Source organism: Brotaphodocola sp. (assembly GCF_050873365.1).
GTDB lineage: Bacteria > Bacillota > Clostridia > Lachnospirales > Lachnospiraceae > Brotaphodocola.
Genome location: NZ_JBNMIQ010000048.1, coordinates 1 through 11,828 on the forward strand (window position 1 = coordinate 1; position 11,828 = coordinate 11,828).

The following is an 11,828-nucleotide window of genomic DNA, read 5'->3' on the forward strand; positions in this document are numbered from 1 at the left end:
AATAACTGAATAACTGAATAACTGAATAACTGAATAACTGAATAACTGAATAACTGAATAACTGAATAACTGAATAACTAGAATTATAGCATAGGTGAGAACTCAATTCAACTGTAAAAACAAAAACTTACTCTAAATATCGAAAAAAGTCTAAATTTATGGGGGCATCTCAGCTTGCAGGTTTTACACAGAGGAGCCTTGAAACTAGATGCGCTCCATCGCTGAGAGTATCCAATGCGAACCCGTGTTGAGGCGTCGGTGTTTAGGTCGCGTATTTTGCGACCTTATGCACCGCTACGCCGAAACCCGGAGCGAGAGCGTGTTCGCATGGATCTACTCAGTCGATGGAGCGCCCAAAATAATTCCCTAAAAAGCTCAACAGGTAACTCGAAATCTCAAAATCTCAAAATTTCAAAATTTCAAAATTTCGAAATCACCTTCAACTACTTAAACTTAAATATTCTTCGGGAAGATTCTGCTTCCGTAACGTCCCGCAAACACATGACCTTCCTCATCACGAATCGCAGTCAGGTAAATATCGGAATATTTCTTGCGAACCATTCCCTGATACGGATAAACCGCCTGAAGCTCCACTGCCTTTCCATTGACAAGCATCGTCAGGCTTCCATTCTCATCCTTGAGTTCAAACGCATCGCCCTCTCCAGACACATACGTTCCGGCAAGCTCTCTGCGCTCTTCCTCGCTCCACTCACGCTTTCCGTGCTCTTGGCGCTCCTCAGAAACCTCAAGACCACAGTATGCGCGAAGTGCTCCATCTGCAATCGCAGCCACAGACACATCCATCGTATTGCACAGAACCACAATGCCGACTTCCTCCTGCGGGCAGAATGAGAAATTGGAAGAAACTCCCGGCAGACTTCCGCCATGCTCATAGACAGCGCGGTCTCCAACCTGCTTTGTCTCAAGACCATATCCGTAGTAGACACCCGGCTTCATGAACTGTCTCGGCTTCTCCATCTCCTGAACGGAATAGCGATCCACAATGCGGTTTCCGTTTCCTGCAACGCCTTCATTTAAGTACATCACCGCATACTTCATCATGTCGCCCAGCGTGGACTTCATCGCTCCGCCACCGTGAAGCACGAACGCATCATTCTGGTAATCGCGGTCTGCTCTCCACTCTCCATTTTCAAAAGAGTACAGAACCGCTGCATTCTCATCCAATGTATTGCGGATAAAGCTCGTGTTACTTCTGTCCATGCCGATCGGCTTTAAGACATGCTTGTCGAGATACTCTGCAAACGAATCGCAATCAGAGTGACGGCGCACAATGTCAGACAGCAGTCCGAAACCATCATTGCAGTAGCTCATACGCTGACCCGGACGTCCTGTAAAACGAGTCTGGTTGTCAAGACGCTCTGCGACAAGGCGGATTCCCTCATCAGCAAAGTCCTTGCGGTAAATCAGCTCCTTCTCAAGCGTATCCTCGATTCCCATCGCCTGAGCCGTCTTGTCCACAACGATACGCGGAAGCGGGAAATAACCACCACTATGGCACATCAGATGCCACAGCTTCACCGGCTGATCCTGATTCTTGTTTGTGAACTCCGGAATATATTTAGAAACCGGATCATCCACCGAGAGAATTCCATCCATCTGCATCTGCATGATTGAGAGAGCCGTGAAAGACTTCGTCACAGATGCCATACCAAAGATCGTGTCACGGTTGATCGGGAGCTTGTTCTCCTCATCTCGATAACCGAAATACTGCTCGTACTGGATCTCTCCCTTTGCATTTACGATGCCGACTGCAACGCCACGCGCACTGCAATCCTCCATCACCTGAGCGACAAGCGCCTCTAACTGCTTCTTTCCTTCTTCTGTCATACGGTTCATGAGAACATCTCCTTTTTCAGGCTACGGATTCCAAGACCAGCCTCAGAAGACAGGACGAGATGTCTCGTATCCTTGACATCAAATCCACCCTCAAACGGCAGTGCCTTCAAGGAGAACGTTGCGTCCAGATCTGCACGGGTGATATTCTTCATTCCTGCGCCGAGGGAAGCTGCTGCGGTGATACCGATACCGCTCTCCTCTGCCATACATCCGAGCATACATTCGACACCAGCTGCCTCAGAGATTGCGACAATCTTCTTTGCCTCGTAGATACCGCCACACTTCATCAGCTTGATGTTGATGTAGTCCACTGCACGCTCAGATACAAGGCGCAGAGCATCCTTGGAATCCCAACAGCTCTCATCTGCCATGATCGGCACACTGCTGTGAGCCGTGACAAACTTGAGTCCCTCGAAATCAAATCTCGGAACCGGCTGTTCTACCAGCTCAATGTCATACTCATTTAAGCGGGCAATCAGATCAACCGCCTCTTTTGCATTCCAGCCCTGGTTTGCATCCAGACGGATCTTCACGTCATCGCCGACAGCCTCACGGATTGCGCGAACTCTCGCAAGATCGGTTGCAAAATCCGTTCCGACTTTTGTCTTGATCACATTGAATCCAGCCTTCACATGCTCTCTCGCACGCTCTGCCATCACCTGCGGATCGTCAATGCCGACTGTCATATCGGTCTCGATTTCACCGGACATACCGCCGAGAACCTTGTAAAGCGGAAGATTTGCGCTCTTTCCGATGATGTCGTGGCAGGCAATATCGATCGCTGCCTTTGCCGTTCCACAGTAAGCGACTGCACGGTTCATCACAGCATATACCTTCTCCATATCTCTCGGATCAACGCCGATCAGCTTCTCCTTGATGCGCTCGATCGTTGCAATCGTGCCCTCAAGATTCTCACCGGTGATGAACGGTCCCGGAGAACCCTCTCCATATCCGGTGATTCCTTCATCTGTTTCCACCTCAACCAGACAGCTGACCGCATGTGTGATCAGACCGAGAGAAATGCGGAACGGGCGCACAAGCGGCACCTGCATCTTGTAAATCTTGATATCCGTGATTTTCATGACACTACGCTTCCTTTCACATGTTTCTTTTTTATTTTTTTTAATCAAAGTTTTATTTTCTAAACCAAAGCGTGTTTGACACCCTGCCCCAAAAGAGCAGATGCCAAACACACCTTGATTACAGATATTTAAGTATTAAGTATTAACACAATTTTATTAAGTACATGATGTACAACAGGTTTTACTTGCAACCATCGCAGAAATGGCAGGCACACATATGACCATTTCCGAGATCGCGAAGCTCCGGCTTCTGCGTGGAGCAGATGTCCTTTGCCATAAAGCAACGCGTGTGGAAGATACAGCCTGCCGGCGGGTTTGCCGGGCTCGGAAGATCGCCCTGAAGAATGATCTTCTTTCTCGTGGAATGGCGCTCCGGCATCGGGATTGCAGACAGAAGAGCCTGCGTATACGGATGGGACGGATTTGCAAAGAGTTCCTTCTTATCCGCCATCTCCACAACATGACCGAGGTACATAACCATGACACGGTCAGAGATGTGCTTGATAACACTCAAGTTATGGGAGATGAAGATGTATGCCATTCCCATCGAGTTCTGCAACTCTCTCAGCAGGTTCAGCACCTGAGACTGGATCGAAACATCAAGTGCCGATACCGGCTCATCGCAGACAACGAGGGACGGACCGAGCACGATTGCGCGCGCGATACCGATTCTCTGACGCTGACCACCGGAGAACTCGTGCGGGTAACGGTTGTAATACTTCGGGTTCAGACCTACGACCTCCATGACCTTGAGCACCTGAGCGCGGGTCTCCTCAGCGGTCTTGTAGCGCTTCTGGATGTTTAACGGCTCCGCGATCACCTCGCCGACCGTCATTCTCGGGTTCAGGGATGCATACGGGTCCTGGAAAATGATCTGCATGTCTGCACGCATTTTTCTCAGTTCCTGACCGGAAGCTTTTCCGAAATCTTTGCCCTTGTAAAGGATCTGACCGGAAGTCGGCTCAATCAGACGCAGAACCGAACGACCCATCGTCGACTTTCCACATCCGGACTCACCTACGACTCCAAGAGTTTCTCTCGGATTTAAGGTGAAGGACACATCATCAACTGCCTTGATCCAGGACTTTTCTTTTGCGAAAAAGGACGATCTCGCCGGGAACAATTTTCGCAGATTTTTGACCTCTAACAGAGGGGTCTTGTCATTTGCTTCGCTCATCAGACGTTCTCCTCCCATTCTTTTGTATACTTAAAGCAACGAACCTTGCGTCCTTCTGCCTCCACAAGCTCCGGCATCTTCTGCTTACAGATCTCACGCGCCTGCGGACATCTCGGACAGAATGCACAGCCCTTTGGCATATCATCAAAGCTCGGAACCATGCCCTTGATCACGCTCAGTTCCTTCGTGTCATCGTCATCGAGCTTCGGGATGCACTTCATCAGACCATCGGTGTACGGATGCATCGGCTTCTCAAAGATCTGGTCACAGGTCGCATGCTCAACCACCTTGCCGGCATACATAACCATGACATCATCGGCAACCTCTGCGATAACGCCGAGGTCGTGGGTGATCATCATGACAGACGTACCAGTCTCATTTTTCAGCTCGTTGATCAGATCGAGGATCTGCGCCTGAATCGTCACATCAAGTGCGGTCGTCGGCTCATCACAGATCAGCATTTCCGGGTTACAACAAAGTGCCATTGCGATCATGACACGCTGACGCATACCACCGGAGAGCTGGTGCGGATACTCGTCGAAACGGCGCTCCGGAAGCGGGATCTTAACGAGTTTGAGCATCTCGATTCCGCGCTCTCTCGCCTGACGCTTCGTCATATTTTCATGAAGAAGCAGAGCCTCTGTGATCTGCTCTCCGATCGTGTAAACCGGGTTCAGAGAGGTCATCGGCTCCTGGAAAATCATCGCGATCTGCTTACCGCGGATCTGACGCATCTGATCTTCCGTCTTATGTAAGAGGTCTTCGCCCTCAAAGAGGATCTCTCCGCCCTCGATCTTTCCCGGCTTCTCCACCAGACCCATGATCGAGAGGGATGTGATACTCTTTCCGCAACCGGACTCTCCTACGATTCCAAGGGTTTTTCCCTTTTCCACATCAAAGGACACATCGTTGACAGCCTTTACCAGACCGGCCTGCGTGTGGAAATAGGTCTTCAGATTTTTTACCTGTAAAATTTTCTCTGCCATTTCACACACCTCCTTAGTTCTTTAACTTCGGGTCAAGCGCATCTCTCAGACCATCGCCGAAGATATTGAATGCGATAACCGTGATCATGATTGCCACACCTGGCATAATGCTGTATACCGGGCGGTAGCTGATGAACGTCTGTGCCGCACTGATCATGTTGCCCCAGGACGGAGTCGGAGGCTGAATACCGATTCCAAGGAAGCTCAAGGATGCCTCGTACATGATTGCGTTCGGGATACCGAGCGTTACGAGAACGATGATCGTGGACAGGCAGTTCGGAACGAGTCCCTTCATGATGATCCAGTAAGTAGAAGCTCCGCAGGCACGGCTCGCCTCGATGTACTCCTTCTCCTTCAACTGCATAACCGAACCACGGATCATACGAGCGGTACGAACCCAGGTCAGAAGACCGAGTGCGATGAAGAGGTTGAGCACGCCTTTTCCGAGGAAGGTCATGATTGCCATTGCAAAGATCAGATCCGGGAATGCCTGGAAGATCTCCATGATACGGGAGATCGTGTTGTCAATCCAACCGCCGTAGTAACCAGCTAAAGAACCGAGGGTGACACCCACGATCGAAGCGATGACCTGAGCGACGATACCGATGCTGATCGAAACGCGGGAACCGTAAATGATTCTCGAGAGAATGTCACGACCGAACTCGTCCGTTCCAAACGGATGTGCCATACTCGGTGCTGCTAAAACGGCACTGTAATCCTGGAACGTCGGATCATACGGAGCAATCAGCGGTGCAAAGATTGCCATCAGTACCAGAAGAATCAGAAGACCTGCACAGAACATTGCCATCTTGTTCTTCTTTAAGCGACGAAGGCTGTCGCCGTAAAAGCTCGAGTACTGCATGCCATTTTCCATGACATCCTGTTCGAACTGTTTCTGTTTGTTAAAAAATCCAAATACTTTCTTTGCCATCTCTTAGGCCGCTCCTTTCCCGTAACGGATCCGCGGATCCAGAAATGCGTAAGAAACATCCACAAGCAGATTTACCACAACGAAGACGAAGGCGATGTACATAACCGTTCCCTCAAGAAGTGGCAGATCTCGGTTTGACATTGCATCTACGGCAAGTTTACCGATACCCGGGATGGAGAATACCTTCTCAATCAGCATGGAACCAGTCAGCATGTAACCGAAGTCGGTTCCGACAAGCGTTACGATCGGAATCATCGCATTCTTGAGCGCATGCTTTAAGATAACCGCCCAACGCTTTACACCCTTTGCCTTTGCGGTACGGATGTAATCCTGTCCAAGAACCTCCAACATACTGGTACGAGTGATTCGTGCCATATTTCCTGCATAACGAGCACCAAGCGCGATACTCGGCAGGATATAAGCCGAAACGGAATCAAATCCGGAGATCGGCAGAATATTCAACTTTAATCCGAAAATAATCTGAAGAATGATTGCTACCCAGAATGCCGGTGCAGATACACCGATGATTGCAAGTACCATAACAACGGTATCGATTCCTTTTCCACGCTTTACAGCAGCGAAGATACCGCACGGAATTCCGATAATTGCAGCAAATACAAAGGACATGCAAGCCAGCTTTACTGTTACCTTAAAGCAACGCATAAGCGCGTCCGTTACAACCTCTTTGGTAAAATAAGAAGTTCCAAAATCAAGATGAACCGCACCCTTGATAAAATTGAGATACTGTACATAATAAGGCAGATCTAACCCCAACTCATGACGAACTTTTGCGATCGTCTCCGGATCTGCACGCTTCTCCAGCATCAGAGCAACCGGATCACCCGGAACCACCTGAAGCAGGACGAATGTAATCAGACTGATGCCTACCAGAACAAAGATTGTCTGTACCAGGCGTTTTGCCGTGTATGAAAGCATTGATTTTCTCCTATAATAGTGAGAAAGGAAGGCTGTAAAACGCGCACAGCCTCCCTCTTCTCAGAACATTTGTATAAGTTTGCGCAAATGACTACTGAATATCTGCGTTCTTCCAGAACATACGGAAGGTAGAATCCATCTGGAATCCGCTGATCTTCGGGTTCAGCAGGTAGAACTTGGTCTCATTGTACAGAGGAGTGGTTGCCCAATCTTCTCTGGTCATGATGTGCTCTGCCTTTGCGTAAATCTCCTGACGCTCTGCATCATCGGTGGTTGCAATACCATCCTCAAGTAACTGGTCGAACTCATCGTTGTGCCAGAAGCTGGAGTTGGTATCGGTCTTGGTCATCGGATACAGCATGCTCTCCGGATCTGCGTAATCAACATACCAGTTAGCAATACCACAATCAACGCCACCGCTCTTCTTCATATCAGACCATGCTGCGGAGTCAACCTGCTCAACCTCTACGTTGATGCCTGCTGCCTTTGCCTGCTGCTGGAATGCAGTTGCGATTGCAACGTTACCCTGATACTTGGTGTTTACAGTTACACGCAGATCAATACCATCCGGATATCCTGCCTCAGCAAGGAGCTGTTTTGCCTGCTCCGGATTGTACTCGAACTCCGGAAGGCTATCATCATGTCCGATGATTCCAGCCGGGATGTAGGAGGTCGGAACCGTAGCGGTGCCATGCAGAATGCTGTCGCAGATGGACTTACGGTCGATGGAAAGAGCGATTGCCTCTCTTACCTTTGCATCCGGGAAGGTCTTGGAGTTTACAGTCAGGCTGTAGCATCCGGTCGGCTGGAAGCCATGCATCTGATCCTTCAGATCCGGGTTGCTGGAGTATACCGGGTAGATGGACGGGTCTACATCAACATAGTCTACATTGCCCTTCTGGTACTCAAGAACCTGAGTGTTTACATCCTCGATGAACTTGTAATCAAGACCATCCAGCTTTACGCCGTCATCATGATAATCCTCAAAACGGGAAAGAGTTACACCAACGCCGGTCTGATAGCTGTCCATCTTGAACGGGCCAGTACCGTACAGAACGCTCATACCCCAGTTATCTCCTGCCTCCTCGCAAGCATCCTGCGGATAGATTGCGCAGTAAGCGGTAGACAGAACAGAAAGGAACGGAGCATACGGCTTCTTCAGCTGAATCGTGAAGTGGGTATCATCCTGAACCTCGATGCCGGACAGCTCGTCTGCGGTACCAGCGCTCAGCTCATCATAACCTACCACGTTCTCCAGCAAGGTTGCCATCTTTGCCATCTTAACCAGACGCTCGTAAGAATACTTTACGTCAGAAGCCTTCAGAGTCTCACCGTTGTGGAACTTCACATCCGGAAGAAGCTCGAAGCTGTAAGTCATCTGATCATCAGAGATTGTCGGCATGGAAGCTAACAGGGTCGGCTCCAGACCGTTCTCCGTCGTGGTCAGCAGGGACTCCGTGATGTTATCTATGATCTTCATAACGATGCTGTAAGTGTACTGCTGCGGATCCAGCGCTACCTGCGGATCTACGGCTGCAACTCTTACAATCTTTCCAGAACCATCCGTTGTGGTTTCTGCGGCAGAACTCTCTGCTGTTGCACTTGTCTCAGCAGAAGCATCTGCGGCAGTTGTCTCGGTGCTCTTAGATCCGCCACATGCAGTCAGAGAAACTGCAAGTACACAGCCAAGAGCGATTCCTGCCAATGTCTTTTTCATTTGCTTTACTTCCTCTCTTTGTAATCTTTGCTTTTCAAGTCTGCTGAATCTTTTGTGTCCCTTCGTCCTCCCAATCGAAGTTCACGCTGACATACAAAAAGCCGTTGGAACTGCGCGTGTTCCTGACGGCTCTTCATGAAAATGCTGTTCAGATCTTCTCTTTTTTAGAGCATACAGACTCTGAAATCTCTTTCCTCTGTATATATGTTCTAAAAAAAACGAGACGTCCCCTAAAGGCTACTCCTCCCTGAGTATACGTCTCGTGTCAAACCGGTAAACGGTCGATATCACCTGTTCACTTTTCTCTCAATCACTCGTGTTCATCTTAGCTGGCAATAACTTCTGTTTCACAAATTCCAGTATACATCATAAAAGCCAATTGTCACTATACTCTTCTGTCTGTATTTTGTCAAGAACAATTTCATTTTAATTTTATACTTTTTAGTATTTTTTGCTCTTCCTGTGCAGTTTTTTTATTTTTTTCTCGTCATTTTTTTATTTGTATCTTTTATTTCTGGTTTCTATCCTTATTTTCGTGCCCATTTTTTCGCTCTTTTTTTCCGGCTCGCCCCGGATCTTTGACAAAAATTTAGCCACTTCATCGGGATTTTTGCCAAAATCAATCCAGACTTTTTGGTGAAATTCACATTCATCCACGTTCACCTTCTCCTGTGAACGGTGATCGCTCTGCACTTGACAATCCATTCCAGTTATGAAACAATAAGAAACAATAATGAGATACAACACCGATAAAAAAAATAGAAACACAGATAAAAACATCATATTCAAATTCAAATAAACATCGAAACAAAAGAAAAAAAGAAAGGGTGAATCCATTATACAATGAATCTCAACGCAAAAAAACAACTCTCTCAGATTGCATGGGCTTATGTCCTCTTTTTAATTGTAAACCGGGTGGCTTCTCTGATTCTCACATTTTTGATCCGAGTGCTCTCCTTTGCCCTTGCAACCTCAGGAATCCTTGATCCCTCATTTCTGTTTGGGACGGATGCCTCCATGCTTCTCTCCCTGTTTATCATGTACGGAATTGCTTTTCCCTTCTTTGTGTGGAAGATGAACCGGATTCCATCATGGACGAAGACTGACAAAAAGACGATCCCGGCAAGCGATTTTGCCGTTCTCCTCATCTTCTGCCTCGGCATGACCTACATCGGCAACCTGATCGGGCAATATCTGATGGCGATCGCCGGAAGCTTGAGCGGAACCGTGCAGGAAAATCCCCTGGATGAGCTGATCACAGGAATGCACCTCAGTGTCGTCTTTGTCTCCACCGTATTGATCGCTCCGGTCATGGAGGAATTGATGTTTCGCAAATACCTCGTCGATCGCCTCGCCCCGTTTGGTCAGAAGACGGCTGTGATCCTCTCCGGTCTCAGCTTCGGGCTCTTCCATGGAAACTGCTTCCAGTTTTTCTATGCCACGATGCTCGGAATGGTCTTCGCCTATCTGTACAGCAGTACCGGACGGATTCGCTACAACATCGCGCTTCACATGATCATCAATTTTGTGGGCGGAGTCGTTCCGATCTTTCTCGCAGACAGCACGGCGGTGAGTGGATTTCTCTCCCTGCTGATTTCGATCTTTTTCGGTGCAGTCGCCCTCGCCTGCATGATCATTGCGATTGTAATTTTCTGCATTTCAATAAGGAAATTAAAGTGGTTCCCCAGATGGGTTGCACTTGAGGAGCCTATTGTCGATGTGATCTTAAAAGCTCCGGGCGTCTGGTTCTTTCTGATCATGACGGGAATCAGCTTTGTGATCTCCTGGATCAGCGGATCATAAAGCTCCTAATGATTATAACAAGACAATCATAAAATTCCGATCACAAGACTTCGCGTCAGGAGCGCCTTCATGTCATGGCAATCTACGCCTTCCTGAATTTTTCGCTGAATATGGCGCATTTATACCAGACACTCTATCTAAGCCCCGGCACAAAGAAAAAGGACAGTCAAGCATTCTCCGAGTGGCTTAGCCAGTACGAGCTTTACACGGAGGTGCTTCCGCGCAGAGGAATCCGTGTTCTCGGATCTGAGAGACGTTTTCGGATTCTCGTCACCGATCTGCTCTCCAAATGTCTCGAACTCGACTCCAACTTCATGCCAACGCTCAGACGGGCAAATAACCCGCTCCAGACGCTCCTCGCAAGCTATTTTCTCGTCAAGGCAGACTCCGGGCTCAAGCGGGCAAACGAGGTGATCCGCGCCTTCATCGATCGGACGAAATGCCGAATCTCCTATGCCTCCGCCAAATTTCTCTACCTCTATCTCGGATGTGCCTTTCACCGGATGGACGCCGGTTTTTTCATTCCTTCGGTGACTCCGCTTGATCTCTCCATCCGCGATTATGCCCTGATTGATGATAATACAAATGAGAATGCATTTGTGAATTACCCCGACTTAAAGAAGTCGGAGCTTCCTGCTTCAACCACTACTGCGTTCGATGTAGCAAAATACACCAAACGTCTTACACAATGTCCACAGGCGTTAAGTTCGGGCTGATTCCATCCCTACTATGTCCCATTTATCGTTTATGCGCTTCCTTTTAAGATTCGTAAGCCTTCCTTTCGAATATTGATTGCAGCATTGATATCCCTCTTATGATGATGATTACAGTTTGGACAATTCCATTCTCGAACTCTCAGATCTTTCAAAAGCGGATTTTGATATCCACAGCAATGACAAATCTGAGAACTTGGATACCATTTATCTACTTTCACAAAATATTTCTTGCGATCGGATAATTTATACTCAAGCATCGAAAGAAACATTCCATATCCATTATCAAGCGTCGCCTTTCCGTTTCCAAAGCCTCTGTTCGACATTGCTCTCATCTTCAAACTTTCTACACATACAACATCATACTGATTGGCTATCTCAGTTGATTTCTTGTGTAAATGATCGAGACGCTGATTGGCAATATGTCTGTGAATATTATTGACCTTTTTCAATTGTTTCAAATAATTCTTCGATTTTGCTTCATCCTTTTTAGAACCCACTTTTCGAGAAAGTTTTCTCTGTTCTTTTGCAAGTTTCTTCTGACTTTCTCTATAATATTTGTGATTACTTCCAATCTGACCATTGTGATCCACATACAGACCATTTGACGCATAATCCAGACCAAT

Annotated in this window: 11 protein-coding genes; 2 read left to right on the top strand and 9 right to left on the bottom strand. The window is 47.9% G+C overall.

The window, feature by feature from the left end; all coding sequences use genetic code 11:
* Positions 1–453: 453 nt before the first annotated feature.
* The 8 genes from ACR0QT_RS14015 to ACR0QT_RS14050 all read right to left on the bottom strand — a co-directional run bounded on the left by ACR0QT_RS14015 (position 454) and on the right by ACR0QT_RS14050 (position 9,343).
* Positions 454–1,857 carry a serine hydrolase domain-containing protein gene (locus ACR0QT_RS14015; RefSeq protein WP_432631315.1) on the bottom strand — a complete coding sequence of 468 codons (1,404 nt, stop codon included), beginning with the start codon at positions 1,855–1,857 and terminating at the stop codon, positions 454–456.
* Positions 1,854–2,939, bottom strand: a complete 1,086-nt coding sequence (locus ACR0QT_RS14020; RefSeq protein WP_432631316.1) for a mandelate racemase/muconate lactonizing enzyme family protein — start codon at positions 2,937–2,939, stop codon at positions 1,854–1,856. Before ACR0QT_RS14020 ends, ACR0QT_RS14015 begins: the two co-directional genes overlap by 4 nt.
* Positions 2,940–3,120: 181 nt before the next feature.
* Positions 3,121–4,116: an ABC transporter ATP-binding protein gene (locus ACR0QT_RS14025; RefSeq protein WP_432631317.1), complete on the bottom strand. Its 996-nt coding sequence runs from the start codon at positions 4,114–4,116 to the stop codon at positions 3,121–3,123.
* Positions 4,116–5,102: an ABC transporter ATP-binding protein gene (locus tag ACR0QT_RS14030; protein WP_432631318.1), complete on the bottom strand. Its 987-nt coding sequence runs from the start codon at positions 5,100–5,102 to the stop codon at positions 4,116–4,118. The genes ACR0QT_RS14025 and ACR0QT_RS14030 overlap by 1 nt, the downstream gene beginning before the upstream one ends.
* A 13-nt stretch (positions 5,103–5,115) precedes the next feature.
* Positions 5,116–6,033 carry an ABC transporter permease gene (locus tag ACR0QT_RS14035; RefSeq protein WP_432631319.1) on the bottom strand — a complete coding sequence of 306 codons (918 nt, stop codon included), beginning with the start codon at positions 6,031–6,033 and terminating at the stop codon, positions 5,116–5,118.
* Between the two features lie 3 nt (positions 6,034–6,036).
* Positions 6,037–6,969: an ABC transporter permease gene (locus tag ACR0QT_RS14040; RefSeq protein ID WP_432631320.1), complete on the bottom strand. Its 933-nt coding sequence runs from the start codon at positions 6,967–6,969 to the stop codon at positions 6,037–6,039.
* Positions 6,970–7,060: 91 nt separating this feature from the next.
* Positions 7,061–8,686 carry an ABC transporter substrate-binding protein gene (locus ACR0QT_RS14045; RefSeq protein ID WP_432631321.1) on the bottom strand — a complete coding sequence of 542 codons (1,626 nt, stop codon included), beginning with the start codon at positions 8,684–8,686 and terminating at the stop codon, positions 7,061–7,063.
* A gap of 495 nt (positions 8,687–9,181) precedes the next feature.
* Complete coding sequence (locus ACR0QT_RS14050) at positions 9,182–9,343, bottom strand: hypothetical protein (protein ID WP_432631322.1); 162 nt, start codon at positions 9,341–9,343, stop codon at positions 9,182–9,184.
* A gap of 186 nt (positions 9,344–9,529) precedes the next feature.
* Between ACR0QT_RS14050 and ACR0QT_RS14055 the strand changes: the two genes are divergently transcribed.
* Positions 9,530–10,489 (top strand): CPBP family intramembrane glutamic endopeptidase, encoded by a 960-nt coding sequence (locus ACR0QT_RS14055; protein ID WP_432631323.1) that lies wholly within the window; start codon positions 9,530–9,532, stop codon positions 10,487–10,489.
* 74 nt (positions 10,490–10,563) lie between these two features.
* On the top strand, positions 10,564–11,205 hold the full coding sequence (locus ACR0QT_RS14060; protein ID WP_432631324.1) for a hypothetical protein: 642 nt from the start codon (positions 10,564–10,566) through the stop codon (positions 11,203–11,205).
* A gap of 29 nt (positions 11,206–11,234) precedes the next feature.
* Here the strand turns inward: ACR0QT_RS14060 and ACR0QT_RS14065 are convergent.
* A partial coding sequence (locus ACR0QT_RS14065) for an RNA-guided endonuclease TnpB family protein (protein ID WP_432631325.1) occupies positions 11,235–11,828 on the bottom strand: 594 nt, incomplete at its 5' end.

Excerpts from the sequence above, each read along its gene's own strand:
- ACR0QT_RS14045 (WP_432631321.1), bottom strand. The coding sequence starts at position 8,686 with ATGAAAAAGACATTGGCAGGAATCGCTCTTGGCTGTGTACTTGCAGTT.
- ACR0QT_RS14060 (WP_432631324.1), top strand. The coding sequence starts at position 10,564 with ATGGCAATCTACGCCTTCCTGAATTTTTCGCTGAATATGGCGCATTTA.
- ACR0QT_RS14040 (WP_432631320.1), bottom strand. The coding sequence starts at position 6,969 with ATGCTTTCATACACGGCAAAACGCCTGGTACAGACAATCTTTGTTCTG.
- ACR0QT_RS14025 (WP_432631317.1), bottom strand. The coding sequence starts at position 4,116 with ATGAGCGAAGCAAATGACAAGACCCCTCTGTTAGAGGTCAAAAATCTG.
- ACR0QT_RS14015 (WP_432631315.1), bottom strand. The coding sequence starts at position 1,857 with ATGAACCGTATGACAGAAGAAGGAAAGAAGCAGTTAGAGGCGCTTGTC.
- ACR0QT_RS14020 (WP_432631316.1), bottom strand. The coding sequence starts at position 2,939 with ATGAAAATCACGGATATCAAGATTTACAAGATGCAGGTGCCGCTTGTG.
- ACR0QT_RS14035 (WP_432631319.1), bottom strand. The coding sequence starts at position 6,033 with ATGGCAAAGAAAGTATTTGGATTTTTTAACAAACAGAAACAGTTCGAA.
- ACR0QT_RS14055 (WP_432631323.1), top strand. The coding sequence starts at position 9,530 with ATGAATCTCAACGCAAAAAAACAACTCTCTCAGATTGCATGGGCTTAT.
- ACR0QT_RS14030 (WP_432631318.1), bottom strand. The coding sequence starts at position 5,102 with ATGGCAGAGAAAATTTTACAGGTAAAAAATCTGAAGACCTATTTCCAC.